The following is a 26,578-nucleotide window of genomic DNA, read 5'->3' as shown; positions in this document are numbered from 1 at the left end:
GAGTGTGGCCGAGGTGGCGGCTACCGCTGCCGGTCCTCCTCGCCCTGGGAGTCCTGGGTGCCCTGGGAATCCCGGGTGCCCTGGGTGCCCTGGATGCCCTGGGAATCCCGGGTGTTCCGGGCGTCCTCGGTGAGCATCCGGCGGGCCGTGCTCAGGGCCGAGTCCCTGAGCACGGCCAGCTCGTCGGGGGTGAACACCGGGGTGTGGACGTTCGGCGGGATGCCCGGTCCGTCGAAGGTGCTGCCGTTCCGGGTGAGGTACTTCTCGTTCGGCAGGCCGACCATCAGATCCGGCGAGAGCGTCTTGAGCATCACGTCGGAGAAGACGCCCTGGGTGTTCTCGCCGACGCGGAGCACCTTCGGGGAGCGGCCCATCATGGCCTGGGTGAAGGTCTCCGCGGCGCTGGTGGAGATCGAGGAGGTGAGGACCGCCACAGGCCCGGTGAAGTGCCTGCCCGCCGAGGGCCGTACGGTGATCGGCTCGGGCCGGGTGAACCTCGTCGGGTCGGCCGGGTCGTTGCGCGCCACCTTCCGGTAGGCGACGTAGGGACGATCGGTGAGTCGGGCGGCGATGTGCAGCCCGAGCGCGTCCGAGCCGCCGCCGTTCAGCCGTACGTCGACGACCAGGCCGGTGAGGCGGTCCGGCCCGGCCAGCAGGGCGTCCAGCGCCCGGTCCAGTTCGGCGAGCTGGTTCCGGTGGCCGCCCTCGGCGTACCTGCCGAAGCTGCTCACCCGGAAGTAGCCGATGCCGTCGGGGAGCCGGCCCACGCCGAGCTGACCGTCGGCGAAGAGCTGCTCCGGGCCGGTGAGCTGGGCGGCCGAGGCCTGTCGGGCCCGGGCGGTCAGTTCCTCGCTCTCCTCCGTCGTCCCGGGCCGCTGTCCGCCGAAGACCGACCTCGGGTGCCCGTCGACCACCCGGGCCAGTCCGGTGTGGGCGTCGCCGAGCGGGCGGAGCATGTCCACGAAGAGGTCCTGCAGCTGGTCGACTGTCGTCGTCGGGGTGATCGTGCGCCGCTTCTCGTCCCGGACGGCGTGCCAGTCGATGCCCTTGGCGGCGAAGAAGGGGTAGTTCTCCTCGAAGTTCTCCCAGAACCGGTCGAAGACCGCCAGCGGGTCGTTCGGAGCCGGCGAGGCGCACAGCGGCGGCAGGGCGTCCAGACGGTCGAGCGACTTGCTGCCGACCCCGCTCTCCTCGCGTTCGACGGCCCGGTTGCGGTCCTTGGGGGTGAGTGTCAGGGCGTTGTCGCCCATCTCGTAGCGGATGGTGCCGTCCGGCCCGGGCGCGGCCGTCTGAGTCCCGGTGATCCACCCGGGCACGCAGCTGTGTGCCGTCACGTCGTACGTGGTGAGCCGGCTCCCGGAGACCGCGAACAGCAGACCGTAGCCCTCCATTCGCCAGACCCCCTCCAGCGGGTTCGCCCGCCCTCCCTGGGCGGTCTCTCCCTGGGCCGCCCCTCCCTGGGCCGCGGCCGCCCCCGGCGCCGCCAGTCCCACGGCCGCCGCGAGCGCCACCGCCGCGGCCGCCGTCCTGCTGATGTTCCTGCGTGTCATCTCCGGCCTCCGCCGAACCCCGGTCTCCCCCGCGGAACCCCTCCGCCACCGCTCGCCGCCGACGCTACGGTCGGCCCCGTCGCCCGGTCGTCATCCCGGGTGGCGCACCCGCTTCCTCCTCCGGGTCCATCCGCACCGGCTGGAATGGTCCCTGGTGCTCTCGACAACCACCGTTTTGACTGCGGGTGAAAATCCGCCGTCCACGGCCCCAACTGCCCCTGGCTCCAGTACCATCGGCGACATGCCTGCGCTCAACATCGAGTACACGGAGCACGAGCTCGCCGCGATCCGCGAGGCCGCCGCCGCGGACGGCAAGACGGTGAAGGCGTACGTCCACGACCTGAGCGTGCGGGAGCAGCAGCGGAGGGTCTTCGTGGACCACGCGGTGGCGTTCTGGAAGGCGCACCGGGCCGAGTTCGACGCCGCGTTCCCCGAGGACGCGCCCGCGGCGTGAGCGGCCGTGCGGCGGCGGTGCGAGCGGCGGCCACTGTGGCTACGGCGGGCGCGAGCGCTGCTGGTGCTGGTGGTGGTGCGGCCGGTGCGGCCGGTGCGGGCGTGACACGGTGAGGGGCGGGGGAGCGGCGCTGCTCCACGTCGACCTGCGCTGGCTCCTCGACGTCCAGGAACTGGCCTCCCCGGAGGACCTCAGCGTGCGGGACTACTCGGCGCTCCAGGCCGCCGTCGCCCGGCACCGGGTGAACACCGCCCAGCTCGGCCACCACGCGGACCCGGCCTGGTGCGCGGCCACCCTGATGCACACCATCGTGCTGTTGCGCCCGCTGCCGGTGCGCAACAACCTGTACGCCTGCATGACGACGGCCGCGTACATGCACGCAGCCGGGGAGGGGATCGACTCGCCCTACGGGGCGTTGGTGGAGCTGGCCCGCGACATAGCGGAGGGCCGGGCGGACGTGTACGCGGCGGCCGACCGGATCCGAGCCTGGCGGATCTGAGGCCGGCCGGCCGTGGCGTCATCGTCAGTCCGAGGCCGTGCCCGATCCCGCGCCCGAGGCCGTGCCCGATCCCGTGCCCGAGGCCGTGCCCGATCCCGTGCCTGATCCCGTGCCCGGTCCCGCGGCCTGCGGCGCCGGCCGCAGCCTGCCCGCGATCCGTGTCCCGAGCCGGTCCAGCCCGACGACGAGCGCGGCGAGCACCACGAACTCGACGGTCAGCAGGGCGATCTGGCCCCAGACGTAGCCGTAGCCCTTGGTGGTCGGGTCGAAGAAGAAGTAGGGGTACGGCAGCGGGTAGTCGTCGAACAGTGCGTTGCGGGTGAGGACGATCGCCGCGTAGCCGAGCGGGAAGGCCAGCCAGAGCGGTATGTCCTTCCAGGCCGCGGCGTTGCGCGGCCTGAGCACCAGCCAGTCGACGATCACCATCACCGGCGTCACGTAGTGCAGGAAGAACGACGACCAGTGCGCCAGCCTGTCCGGCCCGCTGACCAGCCCGGGCAGCGGGTTGGCGCCGTGTTCGAGCAGGATGTGCGAGACCAGCCCGGTGATCAGGATGTACAGCGTGGCGGCGCCGCGCAGCCGGGGCGCGGGCGCGTCCACGGTGTCGCGCTTGAGCATCCAGTACACCGCGCCGACGAAGTAGCCGAACACGATCACGTTGCTCTGCACGGTGAAGTACACCAGCGGCGCGGTTCCGAGGATCAGGCCGAGGCCCGCCGAGAGCACGATGCCCATGCGCCACCACAGCGCGGGCCGGGTCCGGACTGTCATGCGGCCACCAGTTCGTTTCAGGCGATACGGGAGGTATCGGGCGTCAAGGGGGAAGGCTGCACTCTACTCGCTGGGGCCGAACGGGTGGAATCCGTGTTCGATCCGCTCCGGCCCCGGGCTCCCCTTCCGGAAACCGATGAAGCGTCAGTTCGGCTTGTCAGCCGGGCAGTACGAAGCCCGACTCGTACGCAGCGATGACGGCCTGGGTGCGGTCCCGCGCGCCCAGCTTGGCCAGCACGCTGCCGACGTGCGTCTTCACCGTCTCCTGGCTCACCACCAGCTGCCGCGCGATCTCGCCGTTGTTGAGCCCGGTGGCCATCAGTCGCAGCACCTGACCCTCCCGCTCGGTCAGCCGCCCGATCGGGCCCCGGTCCGCAGTCCCGGCCTCCCGGCGCCGGTCCGCGCCGTGGCGCAGCGCGAGGTCGCGGACGGCCGCCGGGAACAGCAGCGAGTCGCCGCGCGCGACCAGTCGCACGGCCTGCACCATCTCCTCCGCCCGGGCCCGCTTCAGCAGGAACCCGGCGGCGCCCGCGCGCAGCGCGTCGTACACGTGGTCGTCGTGCTCGAAGGTGGTGACCACCAGGATGCGCGGCGGCGGGGCCATCCCGCTGACCAGCTGCTCGGTGGCCCGGATGCCGTCGATACCGGGCATCCGGACGTCCATCAGCACCACGTCCGGGCGCAGTTCGCGCACCAGCGGGACGACCTCGGCGCCGTCCGCGGCCTCGCCGACCACGGTGAGGTCCGGCTCGCTCTCGATCACCACCCGCAGGCCCAGGCGGACCAGCCGCTCGTCGTCCGCGATCACCACCCGGATGCTGTCGACACCCCGCTCCGCGCCGCTGTCCATGCCCTCGTTCACGTCGTCCCTCCCACCGGCAGCCAGACGGCCAGCCGCCACGTCGTTCCGTCCGCGCCCGGCCCCGCCGTGCTGCCGCCGTGCAGTGCCACCGCCCGCTCCGCGATCCCGCGCAGCCCGCGTCCGCCGCCGGGGCGGCTCGGTCGGGCGGGGCCGAGCGGGTTGGTCAGTTCGATCTCCAGCCGGCCGCCCGTCAGCGCGACCCGCAGTCCGGCCGGGGCGGGTCCGGCGTGGCGCAGCACGTTGGTCAGGCCCTCCTGCACGATCCGGTACGCCTCGCGGGAGACCGCCTCGGGCAGGCCGGCCAGTCCGGGCGCCAGCTCGGCGTCCACCGCCACCCCGGCGCGGCCGAGTTGGCGCAGCAGGTCGTCCAGCCCGGCGAGGGTGGGCCCGGCCGGTTCGGCGGCCCGCGGGTCCTCCTCGCGCAACAGCCCGAGCACGGTGTCGAGTTCGGCGACGGCCGCCCGGGCGGTCTCCTCGATCGCCGCGAGCGCCTCGGCGGCGAAGTCCGGGTTGCTGCGCAACACCCGGGCGGCGGCCGAGGCCTGGATGCCGACGGCACTGAGCGCGTGCCCGACCGAGTCGTGCAACTCGCGGGCCAGCCGGTTGCGCTGGGCGAGCACCGTGGCCCGGCGCTCGGCGGCGGCCACCCGCTCCTCCGGGGTCGGGCCGAGCAGGGCGGGCGCCCAGCGGGCGAGCAGCGCGCCGCAGACGGCGTTGGTGCCGATGATCAGCAGCAGCAGGCCGAGGCCGAGGGCGGGGCCGCTGGCCAGCCAGGTGGGGAAGTGCCGCTGCCACATCCGGACGAACTCCTCCGTCCCCGAGAAGCCGCAGACCAGCACCACCGCGAAGGGGGTGCCGGCCAGCGTCATCCCGGCGACCACCCCGCCGAACAGCAGGTGCAGCACGTACCAGAGCGCGGTGCGCCGGCGGGCGGCCCAGGAGCGGGCCGGTCCGGCGGCCAGCTCCTCCTGGTGGGGCACCGAGCACAGCGCCCGCGCGGCCGCGCCCTCCAGCCCCCGCACCATCGGCACCAGCGCGGTGACGGCGGCCATCGGTAGCGAGGTGGCCAACGACAGGACGTACAGGAGCAGTTGGCGGGCGGGTGACTGGTTCGGGTCGAGTGCGCCGAACAGCACCACCGACAGCATCCAGTACGGCATCAGCAGCGCGCCGCCCAGCACCAGGTGCACCCAGCGCAGCCGGGCCCGCCGCCCCAGCGCGGCTCCCGCCGCATGCCGCAGCCGGTCGCCCACGCGCGCCGCACGCCGCAGCCCGTCGCCCACCCCCGTGATCACCCGCGCGACTCTACGGCAGTGGCGCGTCGGCGGGCGCCCAGTTCGGTCAGCGCCATCGCCCCGACCGCCAGGACCAGCACCGCGGCCACCACCTGGGCGGCCTGCACCAGGGGCATCAGCCCGGGCACGGCCATCCGCAGCTCGGTCACCCGGGTCGTCGTCGCCCCGAAGGCCACCACCTGCCAGGCACCCCAGCCGAACAGCGAGCCGGCCGCCGTCCAGACCACCAGCAGCGGCCCGAGCAGCCGGCGCCCCGGACGGAACCGGAAGACCAGGACCAGCAGCGCCGCCATCGCGGCCACCGCCATCGCCGCGCAGACCCCGTCCATCACCGCCACGCCCCGGTTCCGCTCCTCCACCATGACCTGCGGCAGTCCGGCGCTGCCCCCGAGCGCCCAGTAGGCCCGGCTCGCCGCGACGCCCGCGGCGAGCAGTGCGGCGACGCAGGCGAGGGAACGTTGCACGGGCAGCGTGGGGGAATCGGGCAGGTCGCCGATCCGCTCCCGCAGCAGCCCGGCCCAGCGCCGGCGGGCGTACAGCGCGAAGGCGGTGAGCAGGGCGAGGCCCTGGACGGCGAAGCCGCCGTACACGACGAGGAAGACCCAGTCGCCGACGCCCTTGTCGTCCGGGTCGGCGCGCTCCGGCCCGAGCACCAGCAGGCTCAGCAGGTACAGCGGCAGCGCGACCAGGATGGTGCCGAGCAGCCCGGTCGCCACCCACATCGGGAACGCCACCAGCCCGGCCGGCGCCCGCCGCCCCCACGGGCGGACGAACGCCAGCGCCAGTGCCACGGCGATCGCGTCCATGCCGAAGGTCAGCAGGTTCACCAGCCACAGCCGGTCCATCCCACCGGGGTCGTCCGATCCCACCGGATGCCCGGTCAGCCAGAGCAGCTTCAGCGTCAGGTACGGCCCGGTCGCCGCCACCGCCGTCCAGGCCGCCCCGGCCCGCAACACGTGCTCGTTGATCCTCATGCCCCCACGGTCCCGCCGGGGCGCACCCCGGGGCCTCCGCCGGGGGCGCGATCCCCCTCCCCCTGGCGGGGGATCTCCGGCCCGGGACCGCGCCGTGGGCCGACCTCCGGCCGTGCTGCGGGCCGGCCTCAAGCCGGGCGGCAGGCCATTCTCGGGCCGTGCGGCGGACCGACCTCAGGCCATGCGGTGGATCAACCGGTCCTCCTCGTCGGTCCGGCCGTCCGGGTCGGCGACCAGCCCGAGCCGCCCGGCGAGCCGGCGCGAGGGCAGGTTGTCGGCGCGGATCAGGGCGATCACCGGGATGCCGGGGTGGCGCGGCAGCGCCTCGGCCATCGCCGCCCGGGCCGCCTCCGCCGCGTACCCCAGGCCCCAGGCGGACGGCCGGAACCGGTAGTAGAGGTTGAACACCCGCTCCCCGTCCAGGGTGTGCAGGTACAGCCCGGCGAACCCGATGACCGTCCCCGGATCCTCCCGGGTGGCGACGGCGCAGTACCCCACCCCGTCCCGCACCCAGTCGGCGACGAACCCGTCCAGCATCTCCTGTGCCTGGGCGATCTCCCGCTGCGGCCCGTTCGGGTTGTACCGGTTGGTCTCCGGATCCCCGTGGATCGCGAACACCGCCTCCACGTCGCCCTCCTGCGGCCGCGTCAGCACCAGCCGCTCGGAGACGGTGACGATCGTCCGGGAGGTGTGGTCGGTCAGGTCGGTGGTGGTCATGGTGCTTCCCCGTGTCTCGCGTAATAGGTCTCCCGCAAGATAGACCATTACTCTGACACTCGCCCGTCGATTTCCGCCGCTAGAGGATCGGCTCGCAGCCGATCGCCTTGCCCCCGGCGGTGAGGAACTGGCGGACCAGGTCCTTCTGGTCGGGGAAGAGGAAGGGCTTCTCGAGGCCCGAGGTGATCCCACCGGTGACGGTGAAGAAGACGTCCTTGCCCTGGCACGTGGTGACGAGCGTTCCGCCGGCCACCCACTGGGCCCGCCCCAGATCGGACGTGCTCGCGCCGTTCTTCCGGACCAGGGCGGTGGTCCGTGGCTCGGTCGTGATCGCGAACTCCTGCACCCGGCTGTCGTACTGCGAGTCCCCGCCGATCCGACACGACCAGATCGGGGCGGTGGCGGTGGTGACCTGCTGCGGCATGCGCCACTGGGCCTCGGGGTTCCTGGTGGGTGCGAACCCGGGCAGTCCGCAGAGGTTGCTCCAGTCCGGGTCCGTCACGGCGCCCTTCGCCGACAGTTCCTTCGGCGCCGCAAGGGCCCGGTCGGCACAGCCGCGTGCCTTGGCGACCCTGTTGGCGAAGGCCACGGCCAAGCGGGCCCTGGCCTCGTCGTGGCCTGGCTGGTCGGCGCGCACCTCGGCGCGCACGCCCTTCTCACACCCCTCGGGGAGCACGGCCCAAGCGACACCCGGAGTCACCGAACCGGCCGAGTCACCGGAGAACAGCCGGGCATCCGACGCGGCCAACACTCCCGGTCCGTCATCGGTGTTGAGGGCGATGGTGAACCGCACGAGCTTCTCGGAGGTCGTGAACACACCGGAGCTGACCGTGGCCGTGCAACTGTTCCCGGTGTGGTCCTCCGTCGCCGAGTAGCTGCCCTTGCTCTCACGGATCCGCCCGGACCCCAGCAGGTCGTGCACCTGGTCCGCCGTGGCCACCCCGTCGCACACGGCGTCCGGCCCACCGAGGTTCGTCAGCCGGTACGACACGAACCCCAAGGCCCCGACGAGGACGAGGCAGAACGCCACCAGCCCCGTCGCCAACCGCATCCGCAGCGCCCGCGTGGTGAACCCCCGTCGGTAGAGCGCGGCGTCCAGCCGCCCCGCCGCGCTCCGCCGGCTGTCCTGGCCGTCCGGGTCGTTCTGTTCCATGGCGTGTCCCCCTTCGCTCGTCGTTCGTCCGGCTAGAGGATCGGCTCGCAGCCGATCGCCTTGCCCCCGGCGGTGAGGAACTGCTGCCAGGTGGAGTCGCCGGCCGGTCCGGAGCTCCAGGCGCCGTTGAGTTCCATCCGGAAGGTGGTCGGCCGGCCCTGGCAAGTCGCCGTCATCTCGCCGGGCCGCACCCAGCGGGCCCGGCCGATCCCCGGTTCGTCCTTCGGGGTTGCCGGGGCCAGGAGCCGGGGCTCGGTGCCGATGGTGAAGGTGATCGGGGACCTCGGACTCGCGTCCGAGTGGATGAGACAGGTCCACAGCGGGTCGGTCGCGGTGGTCACGGTCTCCCGGAGGGCCGCGCCGCCGAGGCTGGCGGGCGCGGTGAGCCCGGGCAGGCCGCAGACGGCGTTGCGGTCGAGGTCGTGGTCCTTCCCGGCAGCGGAGAGTTGGTGCGGCGCGGGCATGGACGACGTACCGCACCCCTGTTGTGACGCGACGCGGCCGGCCGTCGACACGGCGAGTGCGGCGAGCTTCTCGGCCCCGGGCCGGTTGTCGCGGTCCGCCCTGACGGTGATCCGCTGCCCGCTGTCGCACGCCTCGGGAAGCAGCGCCCAGGCCCGGTGGTCGAAGCCCGCGCCGGACGCTCCACCGTTGGCCGAAGCGGCGAACAGCCGGGCCTCCGCGTCATTCGCGACGACGGAGAGATCGCCGTTCTTGCGCAGTTCAACGGTGACGGACCGCTCGTTGCCGAAGACCCCGGAACTCACCTTCGCCATGCAGAAGGCTGATCCGCTGTGCAGGTACCCGTTGCCGAACGCCTGATCGCTGACCTTGCCCGGCCCGAGCGCGTCGTTCAGCAGATCCGCGCTCACGGCGCCCTCGCACACACTGTTGGGACCGAAGGCGTTGGTCAGGTTGTCCACCAGGAACACCCCGGCCCCGGCCACGACCGCCGTCACCGCCACCACGGCGACCGTCGCCCGCACCCGCAGCGGCCAGGTGGTGAACCCCCGTCGGCTGAGTGCCGTGTCCAGACGCCCGCCGACGGCGCTCCCGTCGCCGGGCTGATCGGCGGTGTGCTGTGTCTTCTTCATCTCAGCGCCCTCCGAGTGCGTTGCGGTACGTCTGGTTGACGCCTGTCCCGTAGCTTTCGGACACGTCGTGCAGCAGCTTCTGGGGCACACCGGCGGTCGAGTTGATCTCCGCCTGGGTGAGACCGGCCAGTCCGGCCTTCTCGACGATCATCGTCTTCAGCTGGTTCTCTCCGGAGTTGAACATCTTGGACAGGTCCGCCTGCGTCTGCTGGTCCTGCTCGCTGTTGAGCCCGTTCGCCCACTCCGAGGTACCGACGTCGACCATGCGCTGGACGAAGTCGCCCACGACCGGTACGGGAGTCAGGGGCGTGCCGATGAGGTGGTAGTTCATCTTCGCCTGCCAGTTGTTCTGGAACACGACGTCGTCGTGGTGACGGGTCATGACGTCCGACTGTGCGCCGCTGAGCGCCCCCAGGACCTGGCCGGCCTCCCGTACGTAGCCTTCGATGCCGGGGCCGGGGTGCCCGGTGCCGTCCGGCCTGAACGCCTCGGCGGGGTAGGCGTCGAGTCGCCGGGCGATCTCCTGGCTCTCGGCGTAGTGGATGGCCTTGAACGCCTCCGGGTCGTCGGACACACCTCGGATGACCCGGATGAGGCGGTCCCGGTCGATGGCCAGCCCGCTGGTCTCGGAGTGCCCGTTGACCTCCTTGCCGATGATCTCGTACGTGTCGGCCGCGTAGTCGGCGATCATGTTGCCGAACGGCCGGCGCAGTCCGACGGGGAGTTCGGTCACATGGCCGGCGGAGTCGCCGCCGAAGTGGCTGATCGTGTCGGACATGATGCGCGCCATCGCCGCATCGTGCGGGCGGACCGGCGGCTGGTTGCCGTGCGGATCGCGGCCGGTGGTGGCGGCCTCCAGGGCATCGCCGAACGCACCGCGGGAGGTGTCCCGCGCGAGCGTGTCCAGCTGGTTGTGTTCGTAGCCCTGGTTGGGCCACTGGCGGTCCTTCAACAGGTAGGCAAGGTTCTTGTTGGCCGCGGGGTCGAGGAACTCCTTCGACGCCTCGGGGTGGCGGCTCATGGTCTGCATGAGGTCTCGCATCGGATCGCCCTGGTGGCCGGAGATGTTGCTCCAGTCCGGGCCCCACAGGTCTTCGCCCTTGAGTTTGCTGCCGCGCTCGTAGTCGACCAGGTCGGTGCCGACCTTGGTCAGGAAGCCCTTGTCGAAGCTGCCCTTCGCGTTGAGCAGTGCCGTCAGCGCCGGGTAGTTGTCGTTGTAACCCGCCGCAGATGCCCCGGGGCGACGGGCGGCGGCCAGCAGGCCGTCCTCCCAGGCCTTGCCCATTCCGCCGTCGCGGGTGGCGGTGGCCAGTGCGACGGACAGGCTGCCGTAGACCTCCTGGTAGCCCTTGGCGTTGTGGTTGCCGTGCGCGAGGCCGTCGTAGACCTTGCTGTACTCCAGCAGGGCGTCCGGACCTGTCTTGCCGCCGTAGTTGAGGCCGTTGAGCAGGGTGGTGGAGAAGTCTTTCTTGTCCGCGTTGGCGGCCATGAGCGCCTGCAGCTGCTTGAGCTGGTCGTCGGAGAGGCTGCCGGCCTTGGACATCAGGTCCTTGGCCCGGTTGGCGTCGGCGACCGGGCCGGCGCCGTACGGGGCGGCGTTGAAGGCGGTGGTGCTGGTTCCTATGTCGCCCTGGAGGGCCGCCGTGGCCCGCTGGTCGGCGGCGGTGGCCTTCGCGACGGCCTTGCCGAGCCGGTCCGACAGTGCCTGGGCGTTGGCCCGGATCGTGCGCTCGGCCTCGGGGTCGTTCCTCTCCTCCTTCGGGACGGTCCAGTTGACCGTCCCGTCGGCGGTGACGCTGAGGGTGGTGTCGCCCTGCGCGTCGTGCAGCGCCGCGTCGAGGTCGCGGCGGGCGGCGGCGAAGTCCTCGGCGGCGGTCTTCATGATCGAAGCCAAGGCGGTGGCGACGGCCGAGGCCTGTTTGAAGTCGCTGTCGACGCCCTGGAGGGCCTTGGTCGCCTCGTCGGCGGCCGTGCCCTTCCAGCCGGCGCGCTGCGCGGTGCTGGTGAGGTCCTTGGTGACCCGGCCGTCCAGGGAGGTGAGGGCCTTGGCGACGCCGGACCACGCCTCGGCGGCGTCGTTGATCGCGGCGAAGTCGGCCTCGTGCAGTTCCTTGAAGGACACCATCTGTCTGTTTCCCTCCTGCTACTGGCCGGCGCGGAGACTGGCGGCGGTGCTGGACTCGTTGGCGTGGTAGTTCTGCTGGGTCTTGTCGAGGTTCCCGGCGATGGTGCCGAGCTTGTCGTGCAGCGTCTTGCACTGCTGCATCCACCGCTCGGTGCTGCCGGTCAGGGCGCCGCCGAAGGAGAAGCCGCGGATCTTGGTCGACGCGGTGCTCGCGTACTCGGTGAGGCTGTGCGCGCCAGGGCCCGCCTTGCCGTTGGCGTTGTCGAGGTCGGTGGCTATCTGACGGGCCATTCCGGCCGAGGCGGCGAGCTCGTACGGGGTGTCGAGCTGGGTGGTCCCCGAACCGGGGGAGGACGCGGCCGGGCCTCCGGCGCTCGCCAGGACGAGCCCGGCGTACGAAGGCGTCGCGGTGGTGCTCGCCATCGGAGTCGGCGGCGGTGCGACCGGCCCCGTGACGAACCCTTGGTTGCTCATGTACGGATCCTCCCCATTCGATGAAGCAGCCGCTCCCCTGCGGCAGTGAAGACCGTACAGGGACCCGCTGTCAGTACACCGACCCACCCTCCGTGGTGCCGGGCGCGCGGAGAGTGGTCGCGCTGAGTGGGGCTGTGTCAAGGGGGAATTGGCGGCCCGGCGCGAGGGCGGAGGTCTTGTTACCGGCGGGTCGCTTGCCTATCATCCCGAGTGTTACAGCTTTACTGTCAAACCCGTCGGAAGGGTTCAGCAGCCAGTGGGTGACGCGAGCAGGACGCCGGAGGCCGGGGGGCCGTTGGCGGGTGTGCGGGTGGTGGAGCTCGCCGGGATCGGGCCGGGGCCGTTCGCGGCCATGCTGTTGGGGGACCTCGGGGCGGACGTGGTGCGGGTGGACCGGCCGGAGCCCTCGCCCCTCGGCACGGACCCGGCGTACGACCTCAGCAACCGGAACAAGCGCTCGGTGCTGATCGACCTGAAGTCCCCTGAGGGCCCCGCGCGGGTGCTGGACCTGGTCGAGCGGGCGGACCTGCTGATCGAGGGCTACCGGCCGGGCGTCGCGGAACGGCTCGGGGTCGGGCCCGAGGCGTGCCTGGCGCGCAACCCCGCGCTGGTGTACGGGCGGATGACCGGCTGGGGGCAGCACGGCCCCCGGGCGGCGACCGCCGGGCACGACCTCGGGTACGCGGCGGTCGCCGGGGTGCTCGGGATGGTGGCGGCGCCGGGCGGGGCCGAGGAGCCCCCCGGCATCCCGGCCAACCTGCTGGGCGACTACGCCGGCGGCTCGCTGTACCTGGTCGTCGGCCTGCTCGCCGGACTGCACCACGCCCGGGCCACCGGCGCCGGCCAGGTGGTCGACGCGGCGATCGTGGACGGCGCGGCGCACCTCGGCAGCATGCTGTGGGGTCTGCTCGCGGCCGGCCACTGGCAGGACCGCCGGGGCGTCAACCTGCTGGACGGCGGCGCGCCGTTCTACGCGGTCTACCGGGCGGCGGACGGCGGCCACCTGGCCGTCGGCGCGCTGGAGCCGCGCTTCTACGCGGAGTTCGCCCGGCTGCTGGAGCTGGGACCGGACGCGCCCGGCCAGTACGAGCTCGCCCGCTGGCCCGAACTGCGGGCCCTGATCGCCGCGCGCTTCGCCACCCGGACCAGGGCCGAGTGGGAGGCCGTCTTCGCGGGCTCCGACGCCTGCGTGGAACCTGTGCTGACGATGCGTCAGGCATCCGTGGACGCCCACCTGTCGGCGCGCGGGACGTACGTCGAGGTGGACGGCGTCACCCAGCCGGCCCCGGCCCCGCGCTTCTCCGCCACCCCGGGTGCCCTGCGCCGCCCGCCGGCCCGGCCGGGTGCGGACACCGCCGAGGTGGCCCGGGACTGGGGCGTCCCCTCTCTCGACGTCAGTACCCCATCCCCCAACGCTTCGGCAGAGCAAGGAGAGTAGCGTTGCAGCGCGAGATCTTCACCGAGCAGCACGACGACTTCCGGGCCACCGTGCGGGCCTTCCTGGCCAAGGAGGTGCTGCCGCACTACGACCGCTGGGAGAAGGCCGGCATCGTCGACCGCTCCGCCTGGCTCGCGGCCGGCCGCCAGGGCCTGCTCGGCCTCGCCGTGCCCGAGGAGTACGGCGGTGGCGGCACCCCGGACTTCCGCTACGCCGCGGTGCTGGCCGAGGAGTTCGCCCGGGCCGGTGCCTCGGGCCTGGCCATCGGCCTGCACAACGACATCATCGGCCCGTACCTCACCTCGCTCGCCACCGAGGAGCAGAAGCGCCGCTGGCTGCCCGGCTTCTGCTCGGGCGAGCTGATCACCGCGATCGCGATGACCGAGCCCGGCACCGGCTCCGACCTCCAGGGCATCCGCACCCAGGCCGTCGACCGGGGCGACCACTACCTGCTCAACGGCGCCAAGACCTTCATCTCCAACGGCATCCTCGCCGACCTGGTGATCGTGGTCGCCCGCACCACCCCCGAGGGCGGCGCGCACGGGCTGAGCCTGCTGGCCGTCGAGCGCGGCACGCCCGGCTTGGAGCGCGGCCGCAACCTCGACAAGATCGGCCAGAAGGCCCAGGACACCGCCGAGTTGTTCTTCGAGGACGTCCGGGTGCCGAAGGAGAACCTGATCGGCGAGCTCAACGGCGGCTTCGTCCACCTGATGCAGAACCTCGCCCAGGAGCGGCTCACCATCGCAGCCGCGGCGATCGCCGGCGCCGAGTACCTGGTCGAGATCACCACCGACTACGTCAAACAGCGCGAGGCCTTCGGCCGTCCGCTCGCCAAGCTCCAGCACGTCCGCTTCGAGATCGCCGAACTGGCCACCGAGTGCGCCGTCACCCGTGCCTTCGTGGACCGCTGTATCACCGAGCACAACCGCTACGCGCTCACCCCGGCGGACGCCTCGATGGCCAAGTGGTGGGCCACCGAGCTGCAGAAACGCACCGCCGACCGCTGCCTCCAACTGCACGGCGGCTACGGCTACATGAGTGAGTTCCCGGTCGCCCGGGCGTTCACCGACGGCCGCATCCAGACCATCTACGGCGGCACCACCGAGATCATGAAGGAGATCGTCGGGCGTTCCATCCTCGGCTGAGACCCCTCCGTCGATCGGGTGGCCCCGCCGGCCCTTGCCCCGCCAGCCCGTTACCCTCCAAGCCCGTTACCCCGCAAGCCCGCTACCCCTCAAGCTCACCGCACCGCAGACCACAGACCCACTGCCCCGAAGAACCCGCTGAAAGGCGTTCCCACCGTGACCACCGAAGCGTACGTCTACGACGCGATCCGCACCCCGCGCGGCCGGGGCAAGGCCTCCGGCTCGCTGCACGGCACCAAGCCGATCGACCTCGTCGTCGGACTGATCCACGAACTGCGCAACCGCTACCCCGGGTTGGACCCGGCCGCGATCGACGACATCGTGCTCGGCGTGGTCAGCCCGGTCGGCGACCAGGGCTCCGACATCGCCCGGATCGCCGCCATCGCGGCCGGCCTGCCCGACACCGTCGCCGGCGTCCAGGAGAACCGCTTCTGCGCCTCCGGCCTGGAAGCCGTCAACCTGGCCGCCGCCAAGGTCCGTTCCGGCTGGGAGGACCTCGTCCTGGCCGGCGGCGTGGAGTCGATGTCCCGGGTGAAGATGGCCTCCGACGGCGGCGCCTGGTTCGCCGACCCGATGACCGCGTACGAGACCAACTTCGCCCCGCAGGGCATCGGCGCCGACCTCATCGCCACCATCGAGGGCTTCTCCCGCACCGACGTGGACGCCTTCGCCGCGGAGTCCCAGGCCCGCGCCGCCAAGGCCCAGGCGGACGGCCTGTTCGACCGCTCGGTCGTCCCGGTGCGCGACCGCAACGGCCTGGTCGTGCTGGAGCGCGACGAGTTCATCCGCCCCGGCACCACCGTCGAGACCCTGGCCGGCCTCAAGCCCTCGTTCGCCGCCATCGGTGAGGCCGGCGGCTTCGACGCCGTCGCCCTCCAGAAGTACCACTGGGTCGAGGCCATCGACCACGTCCACCACGCGGGCAACTCCTCCGGCATCGTGGACGGAGCCGCGCTGGTGGCGATCGGCAACCGCGAGGTCGGCGAGCGGTACGGGCTGCGCCCGCGCGCCCGGATCGTCTCCGCCGCCGTCTCCGGCTCCGAGCCGACCATCATGCTCACCGGCCCCGCCCCGGCCACCCACAAGGCCCTCGCCAAGGCCGGTCTCACCGCCGCCGACATCGACCTGGTCGAGATCAACGAGGCCTTCGCCGCCGTCGCGCTCCGCTTCATCCGCGAACTCGGCTTCCGCCACGACCAGGTGAACGTCAACGGCGGAGCGATCGCGCTCGGCCACCCGCTCGGCGCCACCGGGGCGATGCTGCTCGGCACCGTGATCGACGAACTGGAGCGGCGCGACCTGCGCTACGGCCTGATCACCCTCTGCGTGGGCGGCGGCATGGGCATCGCCACCATCGTCGAGCGCATCTGACTCCCTCCCCGCAGATCTGGAGACCGTGAACCCATGAGCGACACCACCACCATCCGCTGGGAGCAGGACCAGGACGGCGTGGTCACCCTCGTCCTCGACGACCCCACCCAGTCCGTCAACACCATGAACGAGGCCTTCGTCGTCGACTTCGAGGCCGTCGTCGAGCGGCTGGCGGCCCGGGCCTCCCAGGAGGCCTCCCCGGACGCGCTGCGCGGCGTGGTGATCACCTCCGGCAAGAAGACCTTCTTCGCCGGGGGAGACCTGCGGATGCTCTCCGCCGCCCGCCCCGAGGACGCCGAGGCCGTCTTCGAGAAGTCCATGCGGATCAAGCGTTCGCTGCGCAGGCTGGAGACCCTCGGCAAGCCGGTCGTCGCCGCTGTCAACGGCAGCGCGCTCGGCGGCGGCCTGGAGATCGCGCTCGCCTGCCACCACCGGATCGCGCTCGACACCCCCGCCAGCCGGATCGGCCTGCCCGAGGTCACCCTCGGCCTGCTGCCGGGCGGTGGCGGTGTGGTCCGTACGGTCCGGCTGTTCGGCATCACCGACGCCCTGCTGAAGTTCCTCGTCCAGGGCCGCCAGTACCGTCCGGCGCAGGCGCTGTCGCACGGACTGGTACACGAACTGGTCGACACCCCCGAGGAGTTGGCCGCCCGCGCGAAGGCCTGGATCGAGGCCAACCCGAACGCCGTCCAGCCCTGGGACGTCAAGGGCTACAAGATCCCCGGCGGCACCCCGGCCACCCCGGCCTTCGCCGCCAACCTGCCCGCCTTCCCGGCCAACCTGCGCAAGCAGCTCAACGGCGCTCCCTACCCGGCCCCGCGCAACGTCCTCGCCGCCGCCGTGGAGAGCGCCCAGGTGGACGTCGACACCGCGATGGTCATCGAGGCCCGCTACTTCACCGAGCTGGCCTGCGGGCAGACCAGCGCGAACATGATCCAGGCGCTGTTCTTCGACATGCAGGCGGTCAACTCCGGCGCCGGGCGGCCGAAGGGCGTCGAGAAGCGACTGGTCCGCAAGGTCGCGGTGCTCGGCGCCGGGATGATGGGCGCGGGCATCGCCTACGCCTGCGCCAAGGCCGGCATCGAGGTCGTGCTCAAGGACGTGAGCCTGGAGGCCGCCGAGCGCGGAAAGGCCTACTCCGAGGGGCTGCTGAACAAGGCCGTCGGCCGCGGGCGCTCCACCGAGGCCAAGCGCGACGAACTGCTGGCCCGGATCACCCCCACCGCCGAGGCCGCCGACCTGGCCGGCTGCGACGCGGTCATCGAGGCCGTCTTCGAGAACACCGAGCTCAAGCACAAGGTGTTCCAGGAGATCGAGGGCGTCGTCCGCCCCGACGCGCTGCTCTGCTCCAACACCTCCACCCTGCCGATCGGCCTGCTCGCCGAAGGCGTCGAGCGCCAGAGCGACTTCATCGGCCTGCACTTCTTCTCGCCGGTCGACAAGATGCGGCTGGTCGAGATCATCCGCGGGCCGCAGACCGGCGACGAGGCGCTGGCCCGCGCCTTCGACCTGGTCCGGCAGATCGACAAGACCCCGATCGTGGTCAACGACTCCCGCGGCTTCTTCACCTCGCGGGTGATCGGCCAGTTCCTCAACGAGGGCGTCGCCATGGTCGGCGAGGGCGTCCACCCGGCCAGCATCGAGCAGGCCGCCGCCCAGGCCGGCTACCCCGCCAAGGTGCTCTCCCTGATGGACGAGCTCACCCTCACCCTGCCGCGCAAGATCCGCGACGAGCACCGGCGTTCGGTGGAGGCCGCCGGCGGCACCTGGACGCCGCACCCGGCGGACGCCGTGGTCGACCGGATGGTCGACGAGTTCGGCCGCCCGGGGCGCAGCGGCGGCGCGGGCTTCTACGAGTACGGCGAGGACGGCAAGCGCGGGCGGCTCTGGCCGGGGCTGCTGGAGCACTTCGGCGGTTCTTCCGACGGTTCTGTCGTTGGTTCTGAGGTCGGTTCTGCCGCTGAGGTTCCGTTCGAGGACCTCAAGGAGCGGATGCTGTTCAGCGAGGCGCTGGACTCGGTGCGCTGCCTGGAGGAGGGCGTGCTGACCTCCGTCGCCGATGCCAACGTCGGCTCGATCCTCGGCATCGGGTTCCCGGCCTGGACGGGTGGCGTCTTCCAGTACATCAACGGGTACGAGGGCGGACCGGCCGGCTTCGCGGCCCGCGCCCGCGAACTCGCCGCCGCGTACGGCGAGCGGTTCGCGCCGCCGGCGCTGCTGGAGCGGGTCGCGGCCGAGGGCCGGACCTTCACGGACTGAGCCGCGCTCCCGGCTGGGGCCGGTGAGGCCGCAGGCGCCGTGCGACGCGCGGCGCCTGCGGCCTGCGGTCCGGTCTGTGGTCTGGTCTGGTCTGGTCTGGTCTGCGGTCTGGTCTGCGGCCCGCGGTCACCGGTGTGCGGTCTGTGATGTGCGGTCCGGTGTCCGGGGTCCACGGTCCGCGGTCCGCGGTCCGCGACCTCACCGGGCTTCCGCTACCGCTCCGGGCGGCCCGGCTCCTGGCTCAACTCCTCGTCCAGTTCGTCCCGCAGGGACCGCTGGAAGGCCGTGACCAGGGCCTGCGCCACCATCGGCTGGATGTGGTCCGTCAGTGCCCGCATCCGGGCCAGCTCCTCCGGCGCGGGCTCGCTCTCCCGGTACGGCTTCCACACCGTCTCGCGGAACAGCCGGTGCAACTCCCGTGCCGTCGCCCGACTGTGCTCCAACACCACCGCCCGGGCGGCCAGCAGCGTCTCCAAGGGGATGGGCACGTCCAGGATCCGCACGCCCAGCGGCAGCAGCCCGGGATCCACCCGGAACACCTCCGGATCCGCCGTCCGCTCCAGCGCCCCCATCGCGGCGAGCCGTTCGACCTGCTCCTCCGTCAGCCCCCGCCCGGCCCGCCGCTCCAGCTGCGCCCTGGTGGCCTCCTCCGGGGTCTCCGGCGTCCAGGACGCCACCAGCGCACGGTGGATCGCCAGGTCCAGCGGCGTGCTGTCCTCCGGCAGCCGCGCCAGGTACCGCTCGATCGCGGCCAGCGTCAGCCCCTGCCGCTGCAACTCCTCGATCAGCTCCAGCCGGTCCAGGTGCGCCGCCCCGTACAGCCCCACCCGCCGCGGCCCCAACTCCGGTGGCGGCAGCAGGCCCTTCGTTCCGTAGAACCGCACCGTCCGCACCGTCACCCCGGCCCGGGCCGCCAGCTCGTCCACCGTCAGCCGCGGTCCGGCCCCCGCCCCGCCGTGTTCCCCCATCTGCCGCCTCCCGCGCTGGCACACTCCTGCTGTGACAGCAGCAGTGTGACAGTGCCGTCCCGGCCGGTCCACCGATGGGGGAGGGGTGGTGGGCGGTGGGCGTGGGCGGGCGGCGGTGCATGGTAGGCGTAGGCGTAGGCGTAGGCGTGCGCGTTGCGCGTGGGCGTGCGGCCAGGGGTGAGGCGTACGGGTGCGGATACGCCGACGCCCCTGCCCTCCGCCGGGGCCGGCTTCCGGCGGAGGGCGGAGGGCGGGGCGTCGGGTGGAGGCGCCGGGCGGGGTCAGGCGAGGGCGGCGTGGTGGCGGCGGGTGACCTCGGGGTGGGCCCGGGTGTAGCCCTTCCACTCGTTGAGGCCGAAGTCGGCGAAGAGCGGGTTGTCCGGGTCCTCGGTGGCACCGGGGGCGTGGTGGGCGTGCGGGAAGTCCAGCGGCTCGATGTGGGCATCGAGGCGGGGGTTGTAGAAGAACGGCACGGAGAAGCGCTCGCGGGCTCCGGGTGGGCTCACCACGCGGTGGCTGGTGGCCTTGAGGTAACCGTCCGTGGCCACCTCCAGCAGCTCGCCGAGGTTGACGACGAAGGCACCGTCGAGGGGCGGGACATCGAGGAAGGTGCCGTCCGCGCGCTCGACCTGGAGGCCGCCGACGGTGTCCTGTAGCAGCAGCGTGATGAAGCCGTAGTCCTTGTGGGAGCCGACGCCCTGGCCGGCGCCGTCCGGGGCGGTGCCGGGGTAGCGGACCAGCTTGAGACGCAGGTGGGGGTGGCCCGCGAAGGCCTCGTCGTAGAAGTCGGGGCGGGCGCCGATCGCCGTGAGGAGTTCGTGCAGCAGACGGCGGGCGACCTCCCCGAGGTGCTCGATCCAGCCGAGTGCGGCGGTGCGCAGCTCGGGGAGCGCCTCGGGCCACTGGTTGGGCCCCTCCAGCCACCAGTACGGGGGCTCGCCGTCGCTGGGGACGTGCGGGGGCAGCTCGGCGCCGATGTCCAGCTGGTCGCGCCAGTCCTGGCTGCCGCCGGTGCGCTCGTCGCCGGTGCGGGTGTAGCCCCGGTAGTGGGGGGAGTTGAGGTTGCTCACGGCGAGCCGGTCGGCCTCGGGGAGCGCGAAGAAGGCGCGCATGGCCCGGGTGAGCGCGGTCGTCTCCTCCGGGGTGACGCCGTGACCGACGAGCTGGAAGAAGCCGACGCCGGTGGCCGCGGTGCGGAGCTCGTCGTGCAGGCGGCGGCGGTCGTCCGGGCTGCCGTCGGCGAGCGAGAGGTCGATCACCGGGAGGGCGTCCGCCGGGGAGTTCGCCGGGGAGTTCGTCGGGGCGTCTGCAGGGGCGTCCGCCGGAGTGGAGCCGGTAGCGGTCTCGGATATGGGCGTGTACTGCTGCGTCATGTGTGACATCCGCTGGGTCTCGTCCCGGCTGGTCCCGGTGGTCGACCGGGGACGGCCGGAGCTGCGCCTGGTGCGGCGGGTGCTCCGGGGGCCGGGAGGTGGCGGCGGCCGGGCAGGGGCCGCCGGTGAGGGTGGGTGGCGCGAGGTTCAGCCGGAGCGTCGACAGGACATGGTCGTCACGCGGAGCAGGTCCACGTGGCGGCGGCGAACAAGGATGAGCACCTCACCAGCGTAATTGACCCGTTCTGCGGCGGGCGAGCCCCCTGCAGCGGAGGGCCACTCGCCACTTGTCGGTGATCTATCAAGTTGTGGGTGGTGGGGCGACGGTGCCGGAGTGCGGCCGATTGTGGCTCCCTTCGGATGGCGGACCCCGTCGGGTGGCAGGCTCCTTCGGGTAGCGGACCCCTTCGGATGGACGATCCCTTGGCGGCTCCCTTCAGGAGTTGTTGAGGTAGGCCAGGACGGCGAGGACCCGGCGGTTGTCGTCGTCGGAGGGCTGGAGGTCGAGCCGGACGAAGATCGACGCGGTGTGCTTGGCGACGGCTCGCTCGGTGATCACCAGCTGCTGGGCGATCGCCGCGTTGGACCGCCCCTCCGCCATCAGCGCCAGCACCTGCCGCTCGCGCGGGGAGAGGGTGGAGACCGGGCCGGCCGAGGAGTTGTGGGTGAGCAGCCTGGTGATCACCTCCGGATCCATCGCGGTGCCGCCCTGGGCGACCCGTCGTACGGCGTCGATGAACTGGGTGCCGTCCATCACCCGGTCCTTGAGCAGGTAGCCGATCCCGCCGGTGCTGCCGGCCAGCAACTCGCGGGCGTACAGCTGCTCCACGAACTGCGACAGCACCAGGACGGGCAGGCCCGGGTGAGCCCTGCGGGCCGCCAGCGCGGCCCGCAGCCCCTCGTCCGTGAAGCCCGGCGGCAGCCGGACGTCCACCACGGCGATGTCGGGCCGGTCCGCGGCCACCGCGGCGAGCAGTTGCTCGCCGTCCTCCACCGCCGCGGTGACCTTCATGCCGTTGGCCTCCAGCAGCCGGGTCAGGCCGTCCCGGAGGAGGAAGAGGTCTTCGGCGATGACAACGCGCACGGGATCTCCAGGTTCACGATGGTCGGTCCGCCGGACGGGCTGCTGATCGCGAGCACCCCGTCGAAGGCGGCCAGGCGGCGTTCGGTTCCGCTGAGGCCGGTTCCCCGGGACGGCTCGGCGCCGCCGCGCCCGTCGTCGGTGACCGATATCCGCAGCAGCCCGTCACTGTGCCCTATCTCGATCCATACGTGCGAGGCCCCGGCGTGCTTGACCACGTTGGCCAGCAGCTCCGTCACCGCGAAGTAGGCGGCCGACTCCACCGGGGCCGGCGCCCGGCCGGACAGGCTTCCGGTGAAGCTGACCGGCAGCGGCAGGTCCAGCGCCGTCGCCTGCACCGCGTCGGCCAGGCCGCGGTCGGCGAGCACCGGGGGATGGATGCCGCGGACCAGGTCCCGCAGCTCGCCCAGCGCCTTCACCGAGGACAGCCGGGCCTCGGCCAGCAGCGGCCCGAGGGCGTCCGGGTCGTGCTTCAGCTGCTCGGCCACCGTCAGCAGCATGCCCAGCGCCACCAGCCGGGCCTGCGCCCCGTCGTGCAGGTCCCGCTCGATCCGGCGCAGCTCGGCCGCTCCGGCGTCGATGGTGTCCGCCCTGGTCCGTGCGAGATGGCTGACCTGGCGGGCGAGCTCGACCTGCCGGGACGGCCCGAGCAGGGCCCGGGCGGCCTTCTCGTGGACCCTCAGGACCGGTGGGGCAGCCCACAGGGCGGCCAGCGGGGAGATGGTCAGGCCCATCGAGTAGACGACGCCCAGGGCGAAGAACCGTTCGTTCCGGCCGAAGACCTCCAGGGCGATCGGCGCCAGCAGGACGATCACGGCGACGAGCAGCACGGTGGTGCCGGTGAGCAGCGTCCAGGCGAAGTCCCGCCACGTCGCCGGGTCGGTGAGCCAGCCGCCGGCCCGCAGCCGCTGCCAGGGCCCGGCCCCGGCCGGACCGCGGTACGGCACCGGGATCGGCCGCCCGCTCCACTTCCCGACCGTCCGCCTGCTCTCCGTCGCGATCCAGCGGGCGCCGAACAGCCCGAGCACCACCAGCGAGGGCGCCATCCAGAGCGAGCCGGCCCGGCCGCCGGGGGCGGCACCGCCGTAGAGGTGCGCCGCCATCAGCGCTATCGCCCCCGGGGCGAACAGCGCGGCGCCGAGCGCCCGGCCGCCGCCCCCGGTGGCCCAGCACAGCGCCCAGAGGGCGACCGGTGCCATCGGCACCGCCAGGATCAGCGGCCCGCCCGGGTGGAAGTCCCGGGGCTCGTCCGGACCGAACAGTGCGGTGGCCAGCAGGACCGGCCCCGCCAGCAGCGCGAGGAGGCCCGTCACGGCCAGCGTCACCGCGTACCAGGCACGCACCCCGTCCGCGCAGGCCCGGCCGACCCGCATGGCCGCCCCGTTCAGCACTCCCGCGTTCATGACGCGCCCCCTTTTCCTTCCGAGACCCCCGTCCGGAGGCCTCGAGGCCACGGCTCCGGAGCCCCCCGTGGGCCCCGGTTCCGATCTTTCGCTGGGTCAGTCTGCCCGGCCGGAGCCTCCGGTGCTCTAGGCCTGAACACCCAGTTCGGGGTGTATCTGGATACACCCCGAGGAGGCCGTCCAGACGGCTGTCGGCACCCGCCGCCGATTCGTAGCGTGATGTTCCGTCAGCCGGCCCGGGATTCCCGGTGCCGGATCTCGAACCGTGGAGGGCCCGTGAACGCGCCGATCATCCGGATCCGCGGCGTCAGCAAGACGTACGACCGATCCGACGCCGCCCGCCCCGCCCTGGCCGGGCTCGACCTGGAGGTCAGGGCCGGCGAGGCGCTGGCCGTGCTCGGCCGATCGGGCAGCGGCAAGTCCACCCTGCTGAACCTGATCGCCGGCCTCGACCGCCCGAGCGAGGGCGAGGTGGAGGTGGACGGCGTGGCCGTGCACCGGCTCGGCGAGGCCGCGCTGGCCGAGTACCGGCGGGCGCGGATCGGCATGGTGTTCCAGTTCTTCAACCTGCTGGACGACCTGAACGCGGAGGACAACGTGATGCTCCCGGCCCAGCTGGCCGGGATGCGGCGGGAGCAGGCCCGGGCCCGGGCCGGGGAGCTGCTGGAGCGGCTGGGGGTGGCCAGGCACGCCAAGGCCTTCCCCGGCCGGCTCTCCGGCGGCGAGCGCCAACGGGTCGCGGTGGCCCGGGCGCTGATGAACCGCCCGCCGCTGCTGCTGGCCGACGAGCCCACCGGGGCGCTGGACACGGCCTCGGCCACCGACGTCCGCGACCTGCTTCGCGGTCTCAACGCGGACGGCCAGACGATCCTGCTGGTCACCCATGACACCGCGCTCGCCGAGGACTGCGCCGACCGGACGATCGAACTGCTCGACGGCCGGCTGGTCAGGGACACGGCCGCCCTGCCGGTACCGGGCGGTGGCCGATGAGCGCGCTCGGCAAGGTGGTGCGCGCCGGGGTCGGCCGTCGGCGGGTGCAGACCCTGGTCATGGTGCTCACCACGATGATGTCCGTGACGGCGTGCATCCTCGCGCTGGGGCTGCTGGTCGCCGCCCGGGGCCCGTACCAGCGCTCCTTCGCCGACCAGCACGGTGCCCACCTCAACGTGCTGTACGACCAGGCCAGGGCGAGCCCGGCCCAGCTCGCCGCGGCGGCCCGCGCGCCGGGCGTGACGGCCTCGGCCGGCCCCTACCAGGCGGTCACCGTCCAGCCGCGCTCCGGCCCAGGCACCAGGATCCCGCCGGCCGGGAGCCCACTGCCGCCGACGACGCTGGTCGGCCGCGGCGAGAAGGGCGCGCTGGACGATCTGCGGATCACCGAGGGCCGCTGGGTCGCAGGCCCCGGGGAGGTGGTGTTCCTGGACGGGCACTCCCCGCTGGCGGTCGGCGACACCATGGAGTTCCCAGGCCTTCCCGGGCACCCGACGCTCAAGGTCGTCGGCCTGGCGGCCTCGGTCTCCTGGAGCGCGGACGGCTGGGTCGCCCCCGAGCAGGTGCCCGGGCTGACGGCGCCCGGCACCACGCCCGCCGCCCAGTACCTCTACCGCTTCGCCCACGCCGACAGCGACGCCGAGGTGGAGGTCGACCGCGCCGCGCTCGCCGGCGCCGTCCCGGCCGGGGCGCTCGCCAAGGCCACCTCCTACCGGCCCGTCCAGGAGGAGGCGAACCGGACGGCCTCGACGTTCGTCCCGTTCGTCACGGCCTTCGGGGCGCTCGGGCTGGCCATGTCGGTGCTGATCATCGGTGTCGTGGTCAGCGGCGCCGTCGGCGCCGCCACCCGGCGGATCGGCATCCTCAAGTCCCTGGGCTTCACCCCGGCCCAGGTGGTGCGCGCCTACGTCGGCCAAGCGCTGATCCCCGCCGGAGTCGGCACGGCGCTCGGGGTGCTCCTCGGCAACCTGCTGTCCGTACCGGTCCTCGGGCTGGCCCACAAGGCCCTGCGCGGCGGACTGCTCGGCATCCCGGTCTGGGTGGACGTCGTGGTCGCGGGGGTGGCGCTGGGGGCCGTGGCGGGCACCGCGCTGGTGCCGGCGCTGCGGGCCGGGCGGCTTCGGACGGTGGAGGCGCTCGCGGTCGGCCGGACGGCGCCGGGCGCCAAGCGGGCGGCCGTCCGCGGCGCGGCCGACGGGGCCGGGGCGGCCGGCCCGCTGTCCCGGGCGCAGGACCTGATCGGCCGACTTCCGGTGCCACGGGCCCTCAGCCTCGGACTGGCCTCCCCGCTCAACCGGCCGGGCCGTTCGGCGACCACGGGTGCCGCCGTGGTGCTCGGCACGGTCGGGGTCACCCTCTGCGTGGGCCTGACGCTCTCGCTGGGCTCCCTCCAGGACGGCCTGATGGCCGGCCGCGCGGGCAAGGTGGTGGTCCAGGCCCCGATCGAGGGCTCCGCGCCGTTGGCCGACCACGTGGACGAGGCGGCCGTGGCCAAGGCCATCGACTCCCGCCTGGGCACCCGAGCCTGGTACAGCAGCGCCCCGACCCCGGTCGCCCTGGCCGGCAACACCGGGCGCTCCGAGGTGGTCGCGCTCAGCGGAGACGCTTCCTGGAGCGGCTTCCAACTGATCTCCGGCCGTTGGTTCCAGGGGCCCGGCGAGGTCGTGGTGGCCGCCGCGTACCTGCGGGCCAACCAGGCGAAGGTCGGTGACACCGTCACCCTCACCGACCACGGACGCAGCACCCCGGCGAAGATCACCGGTGAGGTCCTGGCCACCAACGACCTGGTGTTCACGGACCGGTCCACACTGGTGCCGCTCGGCGGCGCGATCCACGCCGAGGCGCTCACCTTCCACATCGACCTCACCCCGGGCACCGACGCACAGGCCTACGCCGACGGGCTGGACCAGGTCGTGAAGCCCCTGGGCCTGGGCGCCGACCCCGGCGGGGAGCACCTCAACATCGTGGTGCTGGCGATGAACACCCTGGCGGGCACGCTCACACTGCTGCTCTCCGTGGTGGCGGGGCTCGGAGTGCTGAACACCGTGCTGCTGGACACCAGGGAACGGGTGCACGACCTCGGGGTGCTCAAGGCACTCGGGATGTCACCCCGGCAGACCGTCGGCATGGTGCTCACCTCGGTCTGCGCCAGCGGGCTGGCGGCCGGGCTGATCGGGGTCCCGCTCGGCATCCTGGTGCACCACCAGGTGATGCCCGCGATGGCCCGAGCCGCCGGAATCGGTGTGCCGGGCGCCGACCTCGCCGTGTTCGCCCCCTCGGTGGCGGGGCCGCTGATACTCGGCGGCCTGGTGCTGGCCCTGCTCGGAGCCGTCCTCCCGGCCACCTGGGCGGCCCGCACCAGGACGGTCACGGCGCTGCGGACGGAGTGACGGCGGGGGAGAGAGGAGAGGACACGCCCTGCGCCCGGCTTCTGCCGGGGAGCCCGGGGGAGCCCCCCATAAGGTTCCCCGGCAGAGCCGGACCGGACCGAGCTGGACTGGGCCGAGTCAGACTGGGCCGAGTCAGGCCGGGCCGAGCCAAGCGGGATCGGACAGAGCCGATCCCGCCCGAGCCGGACGGGC

22 protein-coding genes are annotated in these 26,578 nt (G+C 72.9%); 8 read left to right on the top strand and 14 right to left on the bottom strand.

The window, feature by feature from the left end:
• Positions 1-20: 20 nt before the first annotated feature.
• On the bottom strand, positions 21-1,550 hold the full coding sequence (locus tag ACZ5OX_RS02005) for a S41 family peptidase (protein ID WP_465628211.1): 1,530 nt from the start codon (positions 1,548-1,550) through the stop codon (positions 21-23).
• Positions 1,551-1,791: 241 nt separating this feature from the next.
• Between ACZ5OX_RS02005 and ACZ5OX_RS02000 the strand changes: the two genes are divergently transcribed.
• Entirely contained in the window at positions 1,792-2,004 is a 213-nt protein-coding gene (locus ACZ5OX_RS02000; protein ID WP_224280451.1) for a hypothetical protein, read from the top strand.
• Positions 2,005-2,113: 109 nt separating this feature from the next.
• The gene (locus ACZ5OX_RS01995; protein WP_402413744.1) at positions 2,114-2,503 is read left to right on the top strand and encodes a toxin Doc; all 390 of its coding nucleotides are present in this window, start codon (positions 2,114-2,116) and stop codon (positions 2,501-2,503) included.
• Positions 2,504-2,527: 24 nt separating this feature from the next.
• Here ACZ5OX_RS01995 and ACZ5OX_RS01990 read toward each other — a convergent pair whose 3' ends face one another.
• The 9 genes from ACZ5OX_RS01990 to ACZ5OX_RS01950 form a co-directional block, all read right to left on the bottom strand.
• On the bottom strand, positions 2,528-3,274 hold the full coding sequence (locus ACZ5OX_RS01990; RefSeq protein WP_465628209.1) for a Pr6Pr family membrane protein: 747 nt from the start codon (positions 3,272-3,274) through the stop codon (positions 2,528-2,530).
• A 157-nt stretch (positions 3,275-3,431) separates the two neighbouring features.
• The gene (locus ACZ5OX_RS01985) at positions 3,432-4,124 is read right to left on the bottom strand and encodes a response regulator (protein ID WP_465628875.1); all 693 of its coding nucleotides are present in this window, start codon (positions 4,122-4,124) and stop codon (positions 3,432-3,434) included.
• An 8-nt stretch (positions 4,125-4,132) separates the two neighbouring features.
• Positions 4,133-5,431, bottom strand: coding sequence for a sensor histidine kinase (locus ACZ5OX_RS01980; protein WP_465628207.1), 1,299 nt, complete (start codon positions 5,429-5,431; stop codon positions 4,133-4,135).
• Complete coding sequence (locus tag ACZ5OX_RS01975) at positions 5,428-6,405, bottom strand: hypothetical protein (RefSeq protein WP_465628205.1); 978 nt, start codon at positions 6,403-6,405, stop codon at positions 5,428-5,430. The genes ACZ5OX_RS01980 and ACZ5OX_RS01975 overlap by 4 nt, the downstream gene beginning before the upstream one ends.
• 174 nt (positions 6,406-6,579) lie before the next feature.
• A complete protein-coding gene (locus tag ACZ5OX_RS01970) occupies positions 6,580-7,122 on the bottom strand; it encodes a GNAT family N-acetyltransferase (protein ID WP_465628203.1) in 543 nt (180 codons plus the stop codon).
• 79 nt (positions 7,123-7,201) lie between these two features.
• Positions 7,202-8,275 carry a hypothetical protein gene (locus ACZ5OX_RS01965; protein ID WP_465628201.1) on the bottom strand — a complete coding sequence of 358 codons (1,074 nt, stop codon included), beginning with the start codon at positions 8,273-8,275 and terminating at the stop codon, positions 7,202-7,204.
• 32 nt (positions 8,276-8,307) lie between these two features.
• A complete protein-coding gene (locus ACZ5OX_RS01960; protein ID WP_465628199.1) occupies positions 8,308-9,369 on the bottom strand; it encodes a hypothetical protein in 1,062 nt (353 codons plus the stop codon).
• A gap of 1 nt (position 9,370) precedes the next feature.
• Complete coding sequence (locus ACZ5OX_RS01955) at positions 9,371-11,494, bottom strand: WXG100 family type VII secretion target (RefSeq protein ID WP_465628197.1); 2,124 nt, start codon at positions 11,492-11,494, stop codon at positions 9,371-9,373.
• Between the two features lie 18 nt (positions 11,495-11,512).
• Positions 11,513-11,968 carry a hypothetical protein gene (locus ACZ5OX_RS01950; RefSeq protein WP_465628195.1) on the bottom strand — a complete coding sequence of 152 codons (456 nt, stop codon included), beginning with the start codon at positions 11,966-11,968 and terminating at the stop codon, positions 11,513-11,515.
• A 256-nt stretch (positions 11,969-12,224) separates the two neighbouring features.
• Here ACZ5OX_RS01950 and ACZ5OX_RS01945 point away from each other — a divergent pair, with 256 nt between their 5' ends.
• From ACZ5OX_RS01945 to ACZ5OX_RS01930, 4 genes are all read left to right on the top strand, one after another.
• Positions 12,225-13,406 carry a CaiB/BaiF CoA transferase family protein gene (locus tag ACZ5OX_RS01945; protein WP_465628193.1) on the top strand — a complete coding sequence of 394 codons (1,182 nt, stop codon included), beginning with the start codon at positions 12,225-12,227 and terminating at the stop codon, positions 13,404-13,406.
• A 2-nt stretch (positions 13,407-13,408) separates the two neighbouring features.
• Complete coding sequence (locus ACZ5OX_RS01940) at positions 13,409-14,551, top strand: acyl-CoA dehydrogenase family protein (protein ID WP_465628191.1); 1,143 nt, start codon at positions 13,409-13,411, stop codon at positions 14,549-14,551.
• A gap of 156 nt (positions 14,552-14,707) precedes the next feature.
• A complete protein-coding gene (locus tag ACZ5OX_RS01935) occupies positions 14,708-15,922 on the top strand; it encodes an acetyl-CoA C-acetyltransferase (protein ID WP_224279338.1) in 1,215 nt (404 codons plus the stop codon).
• Positions 15,923-15,955: 33 nt separating this feature from the next.
• Positions 15,956-18,181 (top strand): 3-hydroxyacyl-CoA dehydrogenase NAD-binding domain-containing protein, encoded by a 2,226-nt coding sequence (locus ACZ5OX_RS01930; RefSeq protein WP_465628188.1) that lies wholly within the window; start codon positions 15,956-15,958, stop codon positions 18,179-18,181.
• Positions 18,182-18,393: 212 nt separating this feature from the next.
• Here the strand turns inward: ACZ5OX_RS01930 and ACZ5OX_RS01925 are convergent, their stop codons facing one another.
• The 4 genes from ACZ5OX_RS01925 to ACZ5OX_RS01910 all read right to left on the bottom strand — a co-directional run bounded on the left by ACZ5OX_RS01925 (position 18,394) and on the right by ACZ5OX_RS01910 (position 23,006).
• On the bottom strand, positions 18,394-19,149 hold the full coding sequence (locus ACZ5OX_RS01925; RefSeq protein ID WP_449789912.1) for a MerR family transcriptional regulator: 756 nt from the start codon (positions 19,147-19,149) through the stop codon (positions 18,394-18,396).
• Between the two features lie 281 nt (positions 19,150-19,430).
• Entirely contained in the window at positions 19,431-20,522 is a 1,092-nt protein-coding gene (locus tag ACZ5OX_RS01920; RefSeq protein ID WP_465628186.1) for an isopenicillin N synthase family dioxygenase, read from the bottom strand.
• A 436-nt stretch (positions 20,523-20,958) separates the two neighbouring features.
• Positions 20,959-21,606 carry a response regulator transcription factor gene (locus ACZ5OX_RS01915; protein WP_355259304.1) on the bottom strand — a complete coding sequence of 216 codons (648 nt, stop codon included), beginning with the start codon at positions 21,604-21,606 and terminating at the stop codon, positions 20,959-20,961.
• Positions 21,558-23,006: a sensor histidine kinase gene (locus ACZ5OX_RS01910; protein ID WP_465628183.1), complete on the bottom strand. Its 1,449-nt coding sequence runs from the start codon at positions 23,004-23,006 to the stop codon at positions 21,558-21,560. Before ACZ5OX_RS01910 ends, ACZ5OX_RS01915 begins: the two co-directional genes overlap by 49 nt.
• Before the next feature lie 276 nt (positions 23,007-23,282).
• On the opposite strand from ACZ5OX_RS01910, the gene ACZ5OX_RS01905 reads away from it, so the two are divergent.
• Positions 23,283-23,996 carry an ABC transporter ATP-binding protein gene (locus tag ACZ5OX_RS01905; RefSeq protein WP_465628181.1) on the top strand — a complete coding sequence of 238 codons (714 nt, stop codon included), beginning with the start codon at positions 23,283-23,285 and terminating at the stop codon, positions 23,994-23,996.
• Positions 23,993-26,386 carry an FtsX-like permease family protein gene (locus ACZ5OX_RS01900; protein WP_465628179.1) on the top strand — a complete coding sequence of 798 codons (2,394 nt, stop codon included), beginning with the start codon at positions 23,993-23,995 and terminating at the stop codon, positions 26,384-26,386. Before ACZ5OX_RS01905 ends, ACZ5OX_RS01900 begins: the two co-directional genes overlap by 4 nt.
• Positions 26,387-26,578: the final 192 nt, after the last annotated feature.

This window comes from Kitasatospora sp. NPDC032121, assembly GCF_055580145.1.
This window is presented reverse-complemented; position numbering and strand designations above follow the sequence as displayed.